Source organism: Leclercia sp. UBA7405 (assembly GCF_037152215.1).
Taxonomy (GTDB): Bacteria; Pseudomonadota; Gammaproteobacteria; order Enterobacterales; family Enterobacteriaceae; genus Enterobacter; species Enterobacter pneumoniae.
On record NZ_JBBCMR010000001.1, the window covers coordinates 1,111,156 to 1,125,590 of the forward strand.

The following is a 14,435-nucleotide window of genomic DNA, read 5'->3' on the forward strand; positions in this document are numbered from 1 at the left end:
CGGTTCCCTTAGCGATGGCCGTAAACGCGCGGACGCGTGTAGTAGTCAATTAACGGTACGGTGATGTTTGCCAGTAGCACGGCAAAAGCAACACCGTCCGGATAGCCCCCGAAGGAGCGAATCAGCCACACCAGCAGGCCTGCCAGCGCGCCAAAAATCAGACGTCCCCGATTGGTGGTAGAGGCGGTGACGGGGTCGGTGAGGATAAAGAACGCGCCGAGCATGGTGGCACCGGAGAGCAGATGGATCTGCGGGCTTGCCAGCGATTCGGGAGAGAAGAGCCAACCGAGCGTCGCACATACCGCCAGCGTGACAATAAAGCTCACCGGGATATGCCAGCGAATCGCCTTTTGTTGCAGCAGAAATACGCCGCCCAACAGATAGGCAAGGTTGACCCACTGCCAGCCCGCACCTGCCAGCACGCCGCTGTAAATCGGGTACTGCAAAATTTGCTCGACGGGATGCCCGGCGTGCAACGAGGTTTTAAAGGTATCCAGCGGCGTAGCCTGGCTAATGCCATCTACGCCCATCCGGAGGCTGTCCATATCTCCGCTGGCGCTGTGGCCGGTGAAGATCACCTGAAGAGCATCCATAAAGCCCGGTACGGTGGCAGCTATTTCATGGGGGGGTAGCCAACTGGTCATCTGAACCGGGAAGGAGATCAGCAAGACGACATAGCCAATCATCGCCGGATTGAAGGGGTTATGCCCCAGCCCGCCATACAGCTGCTTGGCGATAATCACGGCGAAAACGGTGCCCAGTACCACCATCCACCACGGGGCGAAAGGCGGAATACTGATCGCCAACAGCAGGCCGGTGAGCAGGGCGGAGTTATCGGCGACAATCTTGCTGACCGGCATCTTGCGCAATTTAAGCACCAGCGCTTCAGCGGCGAGGGCGCTGATACAGCCGAGGAGTATCTGGAAGAGCGTTCCCCAGCCAAAGAACCAGAGCTGAACGGCAATGCCGGGTAGTGCCGCCAGGCAGACCAGCATCATGATGCGTGAAGTCTGGCGCTGGTTATGGGTATAAGGGGAACTTGCGATTCTAAAAACCATTTAATCCTCGTTTACTGCTTGCTGTGCGGCTTTTTTTGCCTGTACGCGCGCAATAGCGGCCGAGATAGCGGCTTTGCGCGGGTCGTCGTTGGCGGCCTGTTCTTCTTGTTGCGCTTCTTTACGGGCTTTAGCGCGGGCGATAGCAGCCTCAACGGCGGCTTTACGCGGGTCAACGGGCTCCGCCGGCGCGTCGACCGGGGGTTCCTCGGCCTGTGCTTTACGGACCTTGGCACGGGCGATGGCAGCCTCAACGGCGGCTTTGCGCGGGTCAACGGGCTCTGCCGGCGCGTCGGCTGGGGTTTCCTCGGCCTGGGCTTTACGGGCCTTGGCTCGGGCGATGGCGGCCTCAACGGCGGCTTTGCGCGGGTCGACCGGCTCTGCCGGGGCGTCAACCGGTGTTTCCTCGGCCTGTGCTTTACGGGCTTTAGCGCGAGCTATAGCGGCCTCAACGGCGGCTTTGCGTGGATCTACGGGCTCCGCCGGGGTGACTTCCTGCGCCCCGGCTTTACGGGCCTTGGCTCGGGCGATGGCGGCCTCGACGGCGGCTTTACGCGGGTCGACCGGCTCTGCCGGGGCGTCGGCCGGAGTTTCCTCGGCCTGGGCTTTACGGGCTTTAGCGCGAGCTATAGCCGCCTCTACGGCAGCTTTACGCGGATCCACGGTTGCTGAGGAGACCTCATCATGATCTTCCGCTTTACGCATCTCCGCCTGCGCAATCGCCTCTTCGACCGCCTCGACGGAGGGATCAATTTTCGGATCGTGAAGCTCGGCGGTTTTCTCAGCCTGACGCGCGCGGGCCTGGGCTTTACGCGCTTCCCGTGCGGCAATCGCTTCGCTGTTATCCGGACGGGTGCCGGACTGAATCACCACCTCTTCGGTGGCGTTGGCATTTTTCTCACGTACGCGCGCCAGCGCCGCCTTGATAGCATCCTGATCTTTCGCTGCAGGCTGCACCGCAGCCTGCTTGTGACGTGCCTGTCGCGCCTCTTTTTCACGCTCAAGACGAGCCTGACGGGCTTCAAAACGGGCTTTTGCTTCTGCAGCCCGTTTCTCTTCCATCGAAATGGCATAAATTTCAGCCTTCTCGACGCGGAAATACTGCACCAGCGGAATATTACTTGGGCAGACCCAGGCGCACGCGCCGCACTCAATGCAGTCTGCCAGATTGTGCGCTTTGGCTTTATCGTGCAATTGACCTTTGCTGTACCAGTAGAGCTGCTGGGGCAGCAGATCCGCCGGACAAGCATCGGCACAGGCGCTACAACGGATGCAGCCTTTCTCTTCCTGCTCCTCGCCCATCTCGCTGGCCGAGGGCGCCAGTAGGCAGTTCGTAATTTTTACGACCGGGACGTCCAGCCAGGGCAGGGTAAAGCCCATTAGCGGGCCACCCATAATCACCATCTGTTCAGGGCCTGGACAGAAACCTGCCTGCTCTAGCAGATGGCGAATTGGGGTACCCAGGCGCGCCCAGACGTTACCCGGACGTGAAACGGATTCACCGGTCAGGGTCACGACACGTTCGGTCAGCGGCTCGCCGTCAATCACCGCGCGTTTAACCGCATAGGCGGTACCGACGTTTTGCATCAGCACGCCGATATCCGACGAACGACCGCCGTGAGGAACCTGCTTGCCGGTTAAAATCTGGGTGAGCTGCTTCGCACCGCCAGAGGGGTATTTTGTGGGGATCACCCGCAGGCTGATATCATGGCTGCCCGCCAGCACCGCACGCAGCATGGAGATGGCCTGCGGTTTATTATCTTCAATGCCAATCAGCACTTCGCGTGGCTGTAACACGTGCGCCAGAATGCGGATACCTTCCACAACCTGCGCTGCGCAGTCCTGCATCAGACGGTCATCGGCGGTGATATAAGGCTCGCACTCGGCGGCATTGATAATCAAGGTTTCAATCTTATCGCCACCGCCACGCAGTTTGGTGCCAGTAGGGAAACCCGCCCCGCCAAGGCCAGCCACGCCGAACTGGTGGATACGCTCAATCAGCGCCTCGCGGCTTTGGCTGCGATAATCACTCCAGCCCTCGCGCTCACACCAGCGATCTTCGCCATCGGCTTCAATCACGACGCACAGTTCAGATAAGGCGGAAGGGTGGGGGACGGTATGAGGCGCGATGGCCACCACCTGACCTGACGTTGGCGCATGTACCGGCAACATCCGGCCACGACCAAAGGTCAGCGGCTGGCCGCGCAGTACAGTATCACCCGGCTTCACGCACAGTTCACCCTCAGCACCAATGTGCTGTTTAAGCGGGATGATAAAACGCGTTGCCAGCGGAATCTGACGCAGCGGCGTACCGCTGGACTGGTTTTTCATCTCCGGCGGATGAATACCGCCATCGAAATCCCAGATCTTCTCTTTTCTGAAGGCAGAAAATAACTTAAGCATGGTGTTCCACAGGAATAATACGAACCGGAATGGTTTGAAGATCCCATTTCCAGCTGTCAGTCGTAGGGCTGACCGGACGCAGCTCAATACATTGCGTTGGACACGGCGCAACGCAGAGATTACAGCCGGTGCACAGATCTTCAACCACGGTGTGCATGGCGCGGGTGGCACCGATGATGGCATCTACCGGACAGGCCTGAATACATTTGGTGCAGCCGATGCAGTTTGGCTCATCAATAACCGCCAGCATACGCACGGGCTCAGCGGCCTCTTCGCCGTCGGTCGGCTGCGGATCGACGTTAAGCAGCTCAGCGATTTTGAGCATTACCGCTTCGCCGCCAGGGGCGCAACGGTTTATTTTCTCTCCGCCGTTACCGACCGCTTCGGCATAAGGGCGGCAGCCGGGGTAGCCACACTGTCCACACTGGCTCTGCGGCAGTAGCTCATCAATTTTTTCAACAACGGGATCATCCTCGACCGCAAAGCGGCGGGAGGCATATCCAAGAATGAGGCCAAACACCAGACCCAGCACGCTGAGCGAGGCGATGGCGATCCAGATTGCATTCATTACAACTTCACCAGACCACTGAAGCCCATAAAGGCCAGAGACATCAGTCCTGCGGTCACCAGCGCGATGGCGTTACCACGAAACGGCGCCGGAACATCGGCCGCAACCATGCGTTCACGGATGGCGGCAAACAGTACCATCACCAGCGAGAAGCCAACCGCTGCAGAAAAACCATACAGCGCGGACTGCATAAAATTATGCCCAAGATTGATATTGAGCAGCGCCACGCCAAGCACCGCACAGTTAGTGGTGATCAAGGGCAGGAAAATGCCGAGCAGGCGATAGAGCGCCGGGCTGGTTTTACGCACCACCATTTCGGTGAACTGCACCACGACGGCAATGACCAGGATAAACGCCAGGGTGCGAAGATAGGTCAGACCCAAAGGAATCAGGATCCAGTTATCGATCCACCAGGCGCAGATAGACGCGAGGGTCATGACGAAGGTGGTTGCCAGCCCCATTCCCATCGCGGTTTCGAGCTTCTTAGAGACGCCCATAAACGGGCACAGGCCGAGAAACTTCACCAGGACGAAGTTATTCACCAGCACTGTGCCGACAAAAAGCAGTAAGTAGTCAGTCATTATTCAGCCTGAAATAAAAAAGCCGCCTATTATCGGACAAAGCCCGGTAAGCGACAACAGGATAACTGTAAGGTTATTACGGGTTCACAAAGGTCTGCTTCACGCGTACAGAGCGCTTAAAGTAGGGAACGAAGAGCGCCGTAACCAGTAGCGGGAAGAGCAGTTGACGAACGGCCAGCGCATCAGAAACCGGCGAGAAAGCGAAGGCTTTCACCGCTAATAACACCGCAACCAGCAGCCAGATAATATAGTGTTTTGGTACGCATTGACGTCGCTTAAAGAAGGCGATAGTCAGCCACAGGGTGTAGTACCACATGGCGATGGCGAAACCGAAGGAAATAAACCACATCACTTTATTACTGGTATTTTGCGCACTGAGGGTCTCGAGAGCATGCGGCGTAATTAAAGCCGTTGAATAAAGCACCAGCGCCAGCGATGCGCTTAATAGTGCCACCAGCAACCAGGCGAGAGGGGCAAGTAACCAGCCTCCAATTCTTTCTCCAGCGGTTGTGGTCATGGTATCTCCCGAAAGTTAGCGCGAAATCGTAGGCAGAATAGCCGGGGCAAGATTATATAACATTTCGCGCTAATGGCTACTTTCTTATTGTACGAAGCGCCAGACGGACTTTGGCACCTCGCCGATATTAAACAAACGCCCACCGGAGACCAGTTCTGCGCGGCGGTGATCGGCGGCGCGGTACATACTAATAATGTCCTGATTATCTGTAAGGGTGTAGTTCAGGTGATCAAACAATTTTTCCAGACTTTCAAGAGAATTGATCTTACGAAATTTTAATAAATAGTCCTGAACTGTCATTTTAATAAGTTTCCATTTAAGAGTTAGTAATACCAGCAGGGTAATTCGTTCGAATAATAAACGGATAAAAAAAGAGGTAAACAAATTGCACAGCGCACCATGCACAATTAAGAGTTTTCTTTGCCGATGAAGTCAGGCGTCGACCGACGCCTGGGGAAGAAGATTAGCGCTGTTCATCATCGCTGGCAATAAGCAACTGACATCATATGTCACCCTTTTTTAGGAGGGCGTTACTTATGCGGCGCCTCGCTGGTTACGGGGACGGGAGGCTGATAGTTATCAATATGGCTGGCGACACCTAGCAGGATCACAGAGACCCCCAGGACAATCCATCCCGTTAACTCAATAATTCGATTAATAATTGACGTCATCATCGTTGATATTTGTTTTATCCATAAATACAGGGGCTAAATTTTACAGCGCAGTACGCGTGGCGGCAAGCGCTTTGCGGGCTAGGTTTGTGATGGTAAACAGTAGGTTATAATTTGATATAAGATTTTACTTATTTAAGGCGCGCCGGGGCTGCCTCCCCTTCGGTATTAATTTATTGTGAGGGCAGGAGAGATCGTGTGAAATAGAAGGGTCATAAGATGAGAGGCAACGTCATGAGCGATAAAATCCGCGTTGGATTAATAGGTTATGGTTACGCCAGTAAAACATTCCACGCCCCCCTGATTGCGGGAACGGCAGGAATGGAGCTGGCGGCAATATCAAGTAGTGATGCCACGAAAGTTCATGCGGACTGGCCAACCGTCCCGGTGGTTTCTGAGCCGAAGCAACTCTTCAACGACCCCAATATCGATTTAATCGTTATACCTACCCCGAATGATACACACTTCCCCTTGGCGAAAGCGGCACTCGAAGCGGGCAAACATGTCGTGGTCGATAAACCGCTTACCGTGACGTTGTCACAGGCCCGCGAGCTGGACGCGCTGGCGAAAAGCCTGGGACGTTTACTGTCGGTCTTTCACAACCGTCGCTGGGATAGCGATTTCCTGACGGTAAAAGCGTTGATTGCCGAGGGTGCGCTGGGCGAAGTCGCTTTCTTTGAATCACATTTTGACCGCTTCCGTCCGCAAGTGCGCGACCGCTGGCGTGAACAGGCAGGGCCGGGCAGCGGCATCTGGTACGATTTGGCACCCCATCTGCTGGATCAGGCGGTCAACCTGTTTGGCCTGCCGGTCAGCTTGTCGGTGGACCTGGCCCAGTTGCGCCCTGGCGCGCAGGCGACGGACTATTTCCATGCGGTTCTGAGCTATCCCCAGCGTCGCGTTGTACTGCACGGCACCATGCTGGCGGCGGCGGAATCGGCGCGCTATATCGTGCACGGTACCCGGGGCAGCTATGTGAAATACGGCCTCGACCCGCAGGAAGATCGCCTGAAGAATGGTGAGCGTCTGCCGCAGGAAGACTGGGGTTATGATATGCGTGATGGCGTGCTAACCCGCGTGGAAGGTGAAGAACGCGTCGAAGAGACCTGGCTGACGCTGCCGGGGAACTACCCTGCGTACTACGCGGGGATCCGCGATGCCCTGAACGGCGACGGCGAAAACCCGGTACCGGCCAGCCAGGCGATTCAGATTATGGAGCTGATCGAACTCGGTATCGAGTCGGCGAAGCATCGCGCAGCATTGAATCTCACCTGATAGCCTGTTCCCTGGCGGTGGCTATGCCGCCAGGGACAACAACGCTAAACCCTGCCAGGCGGCGGGGAATCACTCAGCCGTTCTGCACGCGGGCAATCAGCGCCGTTTTTTCTGCCTGGCTGAGGAACGCAATATCCAGTCCGTTAATCTGCGCCTGGCGGATCTGCTCCCGGCTAAGCCCCGCTTGCGGTGCCGCTACGTTGTACTCGTGAATGATATCCACGCCCTGAACAGCCGGGTCGTCAGTGTTAATCGAGGCCAGTACGCCCTGTTCCAGGAAGTTTTTCAGCGGATGCTGTGCCAAAGACGGCACGGTGCTGGTCTGGATATTGGAGGTCAGGCAGGATTCGATGCCGATGCGCTGCTCGGCAAGGAACGCCATCAGCGCGGGGTCTTCTACGGCTTTCACCCCGTGACCGATACGCTCAGCGCCCAGCTCACGAATCGCTTGCCAGATACTTTCAGGGCCTGCGGCTTCGCCCGCATGAACGGTAATGTGCCAGCCCGCATCACGCGCCCGGTTAAAGTGGGACAGGAAGAGGCTACCCGGGAAGCCCAGCTCGTCACCGGCAAGATCGATTGCCGTGATCTGATCGCGATGGGCCAGCAGCGCTTCCAGCTCTTGCAGGCAGGCGGACTCACCAAAGGTGCGGCTCATAATGCCAATTAAACGCGCCTCTACCGGAAACGCGTTACAGCCTTCACGTACCCCGGCGATAACCGCTTCTACCACACCGGCTACCGGCAGCTGGTGGGTCATAGCCATATACCCCGGCGAGAATCGCAGCTCCACATAATGCAGACCATTGCGCGCGGCATCTTCAATATTTTCAAATGCGACACGGCGACAGGCGTCCAGCGAGGCGAGCACTTTCACCCCCCAGTCCAGTTTGCTAAGGAAACTCACCAAATCCGGTTCGTTTTGAGTCACCTGAACGTGCGGAATTAGCGCCTCAAGCGACTGGGCGGGCAGGGTCAAATTAAACTGGCGGCCAAGGTCGAGGATAGTCTGGGCGCGAATATTGCCATCAAGGTGACGATGGATGTCGGTTAAAGGCAGGCGGGTATCAATCATGGACGCACTCTTATTTAGGTGAAGTGCAGGTCATTATACAACAGGTCAATAATGTATTTAAAATGCTGCGTTAACCCGCAGGTAAAAAGGTTGCTGCGGGGGAAGCTTACCGCAGGAGCAGTTTCTTTCGCTATCCAGCGGACCGGCAGCGCAGCGTATACCCGCTATAAACGCGCAGGGTCACTAACACTCCATGAGCCACTCGCGAACCGCCGCCGTTAAGCGGAAAGACTGGCGCATTATCACAATAATGCCCTTAACTAATTGATATAACGAATAAATATCGACGCGGCGCGACAAAAGGCAAGCGCCCCGGTTACGACCAGGGCGCGGCTCAGGTAGGGTATCACTCGTTTAAGGCATGAATACCGGCAATTAAGCGCGCCACCCCTTGTTCCAGTTTGCTGCGTGGACAACCCGCATTAAGGCGCACAAAGCCAACCCCCTCCTGGCCATAGGTATAGCCGGGCATTATCGCTACCTTTTGTTGCTCAATCAGCACTTTCTGCAGCGCTTTGTCGTCAATACCGAGCGGGCGAAGATCGATCCAGGCGAGGTAAGAAGCTTGCGGCGGTTGCCAGTTTAACTGCGGGAAAGCGTGGTTAAGCGTCGTGGCGACGTAGTGCAGATTCTCTTCAAGATAGTGGCGAAGGGCATCCAGCCAGGGTTCGCCCTGCTGATAGGCGGCGATATGGGCAACCAGCGCCAGCACCGACGGTGATGACAATCCATCCCGGCCTTTGAGCGCATCCAGATAAGCCGCCCGGGTCGCCTCATCCCCAATCAGACCATACGCCCCCGTGAGCGCCGGAATATTAAAGCTCTTGGAACCCGAGGTGAGTAACGCCCACGGCCCCTGCGCTACTGCGCTCCAGGGAGTATGTTGATGGCCGCTCCAGACCATATCCATATGAATTTCGTCGCTAATTACTGCCACGTTGTGGCGTGCGCAGAGCTGGGCCATCCGGGTCAGTTCTTCCCGGGACCAGACTTTCCCCGTCGGGTTTTGCGGGCTGCACAGCAGTAAAATTTTATTCTGCGGCTGCGCAAGAGCATGCTCCAGAGCCGTCATATCGCACTGCCAGCCCTCAGCATCTCTGTGCAGGGGGAGGGCGACAACCTGGCGGCCATTTCCTTCAATCGCTTTGTAAAACGCATCGTAGGCGGGGGTATGAACCACGATGCCGTCGCCGGGCTGCGACCACTGGCGAATCAGTTCCGAGACCATATAGATAACCGACGGGCCATAAACCAGGGCCTCGGTGTCGATTGCGCAGTGAAAACGCTGGCGGAACCAGTGGGCCACGGCGGCAAGAAACTCAGCATTCTTCCAGCGGCTATAGCCAAATACGCCGTGGTCAATTCGCTGATGCAGCGCGTCGATAATGCAGGGGGCGGTGGCGAAATCCATATCGGAGATGGTAAACGGCAGCAGATCGGCAGCACCGAAGCGGTCTGCCACATAATCCCACTGGGTACACCAGGTGCCGTGGCGATCCACGACGGTTGAAAAATCAAACATTTTTCGTCCTTAATGAAAAAGCCCCCTTCTGCAAAAGGGGGCGAGACGTCAGGCTTCTACCGTTCGCATCAGCGTCGCCAGCTCATCTTTTACTGACTGTACCTGTGGACCAATGACCACCTGAAGGTTGTGCTGATTCAACTGCACGACACCGATGGCGCGGTTTGCCTTCAGGGCGTTGGTGTCTACCAGGGACATATTTTTAACCGACAGACGCAGGCGGGTGATGCAGTTATCCAGCGAAGTAATGTTATCAGCGCCGCCCAGCGCCGCCAGAATGGCCGGGGTGTTATAGCCCGATTTACCGGTCACGCCGGCCACGGCCTGCTCAACGGCAGCCGCGGTATCGATATCGCGGCCCGGCGTCTTCAGGTTAAAGCGGGTGATGGCGAAGCGGAAAATGGCGTAATAGACCACAAACCAGATCGCGGCCACCACCGGCACCAGATACCATTTGGTCGACAGACCGTGCAGGATGCCAAACACCACAAAATCGATAACGTTGCCGTCGGTATTGCCGATAGTCACGCCCAGCACCGCCATGGTAGTAAAACCAATCCCGGTCAGTACGGCGTGGATAAGGTAAAGCACCGGGGCGACGAACAGGAACAGGAATTCGATTGGCTCGGTAGTGCCGCCGACTACGCAGGCGATCACGCCGGAGATTAGCAAGCCCTTAATTTTATGTCGGTTCTCAGGTCGAGCGCAGTGGTACATCGCAAGCGCTGCACCCGGCAGGCCGCCGAGGAAAGCGGGCATTTTGCCCTGCGACAAGAAACGGGTGGCGCTTTCAGAGAAGCCGTGGGTGGTCGGGCAGCTCAGCTGCGCCTGGAAGATGGTCAGTGCTCCGCTTACGGAGTTGCCACATACGTCCATGGTGCCGCCGGCTTCGGTGAAGCGGATGAGCGCCACCAGAATATGCTGTAAACCAAAGGGCAGTAGCAGACGCTCGCCGGTACCGAAAATCATCGGTCCAAAGTCGCCCGCGCTGTTGATGATGTGACCAATGCCGGTAATACCCAGCGCAAATACGGGCCAGATCAACGGGATCACCAGACCAAACAGCCCCATCACCAGGGTAGTGATGATGGGGACAAAACGGGTGCCGCCGAAGAAAGCCAGCGCATCGGGCAGGCGGATATTGTGGAAACGCTCATGCAGTAACCAGATAATGACCCCTGCGATCACCGCCCCGAGGATACCGGTATCAATGGACTGAATGCCGATCACGTTCTGTATATTGTTGGCCTTCAGGATGGCGGCATCGGTCGTTGGCAGGATACCATTCGCCGTCAGCCAGAAGTTAACGGCGAGGTTCATCACCGCATAACCAACGAAACCGGCAAACGCGGCCACGCCTTTATTTTCGCGCGCCAGGCCCAGCGGTATAGCGATACAGAACATGACGGGCAGGAAGCTAAACGCAAAGGAACCGACCTTGCTCATCCAGACGAAAATGGCCTTCAGCACCGGGTTGCCCAGCACCGGGATCAGACTGATTACGTCGTGACTGCTTAATGAACTGCCGATACCGAGCATAATCCCACAGAAGGAGAGCAGGGCAACGGGCAGCATGAAGGTCTTTCCTAACTGCTGGAAAAATTCCCATAGCGAGACTTTTTGTGTTGTTTTCGTCGTCATCAAACGACTCCTTTATTGTTAAAATCAGTGTAGCGGCTTCGATGCTGCGAAAAGATAAAACGTTTTATCAAGATTTAGTGCGGTGTGAATCACATTCTCAGGCTTTGACAGGCAGTATAAATATAACCTATTGATAAAACGTTTTACCGGAATGGAACACAAGGGTGGCGGGAACGTATGGCAGTAGCAAAAAAAATCACGATTAACGATGTCGCGCTGGCGGCGGGGGTCTCTGTCAGCACGGTATCGCTGGTTCTGAGCGGCAAAGGGCGAATCTCTCCCGCGACCGGCCAGCGCGTTAACGACGCCGTCGAGCAGTTGGGTTTTGTGCGTAATCGCCAGGCGGCATCGCTGCGCGGCGGGCAGAGCGGGGTGATTGGGCTTATCGTGCGCGACCTGACCTCTCCCTTTTACGCTGAACTGACCGCGGGGCTGACCGAAGCGCTGGAGGCGCAGGGGCGGATGGTCTTTCTACTCCATGGCGGGCGCGAGGCCGGACAGTTAGTGCAGCGCCTCGAAATGTTATTAACCCAGGGTGTAGACGGGGTGATCATTGCCGGTGCTTCGGGAGTGAGTAGCGAGCTGTGTGAACGCGCAGCCGAAAAGGGCATCCCGCTGGTGTTTGCCTCGCGGGCAAGTTATCTCGATGAAGCCGATACGCTGCGACCGGACAATATGCAGGCCGCACAAATGCTGACCGAACATCTTATTCGCCGCGGTCATCAGCGCATCGCCTGGCTCGGCGGTAAAAGTTCTTCTCTGACCCGCGCCGAGCGCGTCGGCGGATACTGCGGCACCCTGCTGAAATATGGCCTGCCTTTCCATAGCGAGTGGGTGGTGGAGTGTGAATCCAGTCAGAAAAAAGCGGCCGAAGCGATGGGTACACTGCTGCGCCACAATCCGACCCTGAGCGCGGTGATCTGCTACAACGAAACCATTGCCATGGGGGCGTGGTTTGGCCTGATTCGCGCCGGGCGGCAGAGTGGGAAGAGTGGGGTGGGGACCTTCTTTGATCAGCAGATCGGGTTGGGAGCCTTCGCTGACGTCGCAGAAAACGCATTGGACGATCTGCCCATTGTCTGGGCGACCACGCCTGCCCGTGAAATGGGTTATCAGCTGGCAGAGCGTATTATGCAGCGTATCGAAAAAACCGAATTGCCGATGGGGCACCACATTTTCCCTGCACGCCTGGTTGCAACCAGCTAAGACGTTCTCTTCATTCCGGTTCCCGGCGACGCGTTTCGCGGGAACCGCCCCCTTGATGCAAATCTCCCCACTAATTATGTGAATGCGAATGATCTTGATAATTATTATCATTACTGAATATAATTCTGCGCAAATTAATAGCATATAAAAATAATGCTAAAAAATGGCGTCTGAAACTGGGATTACGTATGGAATACGCTTTTACTTCGTTCTTGCTCTGCAGCGCATTACTGCTTGGCGGCTGTCACAGTCTGCCGACCGAAAAGCAGCCACTCTCCTCTATCGACACAGCGCGCGCCTCGATACGCGATACCGCAACTGGCGAGACGTTGACCCCGAAGCAACTGTTTGCCCGCCTGGCGACAGCCCCCATGGTGATTATTGGCGAAGAGCATACCAATGTGGAACATCACCGTATTGAAAATGCGCTACTGCAAAACCTGAATAAGCGTCGTCCGCAGGGGAGCGTGTTGCTGGAGATGATCAACAGCAGCCAGCAGGAGGCGGTCAATCGGGTGAAGGAGGCAACGCGATCTGGCACGACGGTAAGCAGTAATCGCGCGGCGCATGCCTTACGCTGGGATCCAGGCTGGCCGTGGACGCTATATGGTGAACTGGTTATGACGGCGCTGGAAGGACCTTATCCGCTGCTCGCCGCAAATATCAGCCGCCAGCAGGTCAGCGAACTTTACACGCACCCGGTTTTCCCTGCGGGGGAGCACGCCTCGCAGCCGAAGGTTCATGAAGCCCTGTCGGCCATCATCTGGCTGATGCACGACGGGAAGATCGAAGACGACCAGATGCGGGCGATGATCGCCATCCAGCAGCAGCGAGATCGCTTTATGGCGGAACAGCTGCGCAAGGCGCCGCGCCCGGCTTTATTAATTGCGGGAGGCTACCATGCAGCGAAAGACATTGGCGTGCCGCTGCACATGGCGGATTTACACGCGGAGGCGCCGATAGTGGTCATGCTTACCACGGAGGGCACCACGGTATCGGCTAAACAGGCTGATTTTGTCTGGTCGGTGCCCGTCACCCGATGAACGCTCAGATAACGGCCTTACCGCGCGCTTCATGGCTCAGAAGCGGTGCTGCAAGCGTCCTCTTTCATATTGCGCTGGCCCTGCCTTTTCTTCTTCACTTCACGCGGGAGCATGACGCGCCGATGCCTGCCGCCGTAATGATGGAACACTCTACAGAGTTTGAGGTTTCGCTGATCCATCCCGATTCACCGCCCGGTATTAGTCAGCAGCGTAGCCTGGAGGCAATGAGTGAACAGGAGACCACGCGGCAAAAGGAAGCGCCAGCGCTGCCTGAACGGGACGACGCTGATGTGAAACTGGCCGCCGCCAGACCGAATCCCGAAAGTAAAAAAAAGAGGGAAATAAAGAAAAAAGCCCAGCGAGAGCAAAAAGAGGAGAAGGGCAACGCAAGCATGACCAGTCTGGCCGCCCCGCCAGTTCAGACGGTGCAGACGCAGCGTACCGCCGCCCCGCTGGATACCGATTCGGCGCATATCAGCCAGCGTAAAATCGGCTGGGAATCGCTGGTTAAAGGCAAGATCAACAAAATGCGCAACTACCCACAAGATGCTCGTCGGCGTAAACGCTCCGGTACGGCGGTGATTATGTTTCGCGTCAATGAGCGGGGCGATGTGCTGAGCTCACAGTTGGTCTCCTCGTCCGGCACGCTGTCACTGGACAGAGCGGCACTCATGGCGCTGGAGAAGGCGAGCCCGCTCCCACCGCCGCCAAAGGAGATTGTCAAAAGCGGCATGCAAATAGTCACATTGCCGGTGGAATTTGGTTTAACAAATATCTAATAAAAAACAGATCCACGTAATTCATTTTCGCGAAGTCGATTTCATTACATGCAGGGGCGCTAATTAACTAACACGCGCTCTGCGGATTTTTTTGCTCTG

At 56.4% G+C, this 14,435-nt stretch carries 14 protein-coding genes; 4 read left to right on the forward strand and 10 right to left on the reverse strand.

The window, feature by feature from the left end:
* Positions 1-8: 8 nt before the first annotated feature.
* From rsxD to blr, 7 genes are all read right to left on the reverse strand, one after another.
* A complete protein-coding gene (gene rsxD / locus WFN75_RS05385) occupies positions 9-1,058 on the reverse strand; it encodes an electron transport complex subunit RsxD (protein WP_212477991.1) in 1,050 nt (349 codons plus the stop codon).
* Positions 1,059-3,458: an electron transport complex subunit RsxC gene (gene rsxC, locus WFN75_RS05390; RefSeq protein ID WP_336995729.1), complete on the reverse strand. Its 2,400-nt coding sequence runs from the start codon at positions 3,456-3,458 to the stop codon at positions 1,059-1,061.
* On the reverse strand, positions 3,451-4,026 hold the full coding sequence (gene rsxB, locus WFN75_RS05395; protein WP_212477993.1) for an electron transport complex subunit RsxB: 576 nt from the start codon (positions 4,024-4,026) through the stop codon (positions 3,451-3,453). The genes rsxC and rsxB overlap by 8 nt, the downstream gene beginning before the upstream one ends.
* Positions 4,026-4,607 (reverse strand): electron transport complex subunit RsxA, encoded by a 582-nt coding sequence (gene rsxA, locus WFN75_RS05400; RefSeq protein WP_046887210.1) that lies wholly within the window; start codon positions 4,605-4,607, stop codon positions 4,026-4,028. Before rsxA ends, rsxB begins: the two co-directional genes overlap by 1 nt.
* Positions 4,608-4,683: 76 nt before the next feature.
* Entirely contained in the window at positions 4,684-5,124 is a 441-nt protein-coding gene (locus WFN75_RS05405; RefSeq protein WP_040075890.1) for a DUF2569 domain-containing protein, read from the reverse strand.
* A gap of 84 nt (positions 5,125-5,208) precedes the next feature.
* On the reverse strand, positions 5,209-5,424 hold the full coding sequence (ydgT, locus tag WFN75_RS05410) for a transcription modulator YdgT (RefSeq protein ID WP_040078505.1): 216 nt from the start codon (positions 5,422-5,424) through the stop codon (positions 5,209-5,211).
* A gap of 230 nt (positions 5,425-5,654) precedes the next feature.
* On the reverse strand, positions 5,655-5,783 hold the full coding sequence (gene blr / locus WFN75_RS05415) for a division septum protein Blr (RefSeq protein WP_172657838.1): 129 nt from the start codon (positions 5,781-5,783) through the stop codon (positions 5,655-5,657).
* A gap of 246 nt (positions 5,784-6,029) precedes the next feature.
* Here blr and WFN75_RS05420 point away from each other — a divergent pair, with 246 nt between their 5' ends.
* Positions 6,030-7,070: an oxidoreductase gene (locus WFN75_RS05420; protein WP_263616253.1), complete on the forward strand. Its 1,041-nt coding sequence runs from the start codon at positions 6,030-6,032 to the stop codon at positions 7,068-7,070.
* A 73-nt stretch (positions 7,071-7,143) separates the two neighbouring features.
* Here the strand turns inward: WFN75_RS05420 and add are convergent, their stop codons facing one another.
* From add to malX, 3 genes are all read right to left on the reverse strand, one after another.
* Positions 7,144-8,145, reverse strand: a complete 1,002-nt coding sequence (gene add / locus WFN75_RS05425; protein ID WP_263616254.1) for an adenosine deaminase — start codon at positions 8,143-8,145, stop codon at positions 7,144-7,146.
* A gap of 346 nt (positions 8,146-8,491) precedes the next feature.
* A complete protein-coding gene (locus tag WFN75_RS05430; RefSeq protein WP_336995730.1) occupies positions 8,492-9,667 on the reverse strand; it encodes a MalY/PatB family protein in 1,176 nt (391 codons plus the stop codon).
* A 48-nt stretch (positions 9,668-9,715) separates the two neighbouring features.
* Positions 9,716-11,308, reverse strand: coding sequence for a maltose/glucose-specific PTS transporter subunit IIBC (gene malX, locus WFN75_RS05435; RefSeq protein ID WP_336995731.1), 1,593 nt, complete (start codon positions 11,306-11,308; stop codon positions 9,716-9,718).
* 177 nt (positions 11,309-11,485) lie between these two features.
* Between malX and WFN75_RS05440 the strand changes: the two genes are divergently transcribed.
* The 3 genes from WFN75_RS05440 (at position 11,486) to WFN75_RS05450 (ending at position 14,336) form a co-directional block, all read left to right on the forward strand.
* A complete protein-coding gene (locus WFN75_RS05440; RefSeq protein WP_263616257.1) occupies positions 11,486-12,514 on the forward strand; it encodes a Mal regulon transcriptional regulator MalI in 1,029 nt (342 codons plus the stop codon).
* A gap of 188 nt (positions 12,515-12,702) precedes the next feature.
* Positions 12,703-13,557, forward strand: coding sequence for a ChaN family lipoprotein (locus WFN75_RS05445; protein WP_336995732.1), 855 nt, complete (start codon positions 12,703-12,705; stop codon positions 13,555-13,557).
* 122 nt (positions 13,558-13,679) lie between these two features.
* Positions 13,680-14,336 carry an energy transducer TonB family protein gene (locus WFN75_RS05450; RefSeq protein ID WP_336995733.1) on the forward strand — a complete coding sequence of 219 codons (657 nt, stop codon included), beginning with the start codon at positions 13,680-13,682 and terminating at the stop codon, positions 14,334-14,336.
* The last annotated feature ends 99 nt before the right edge of the window (positions 14,337-14,435 follow it).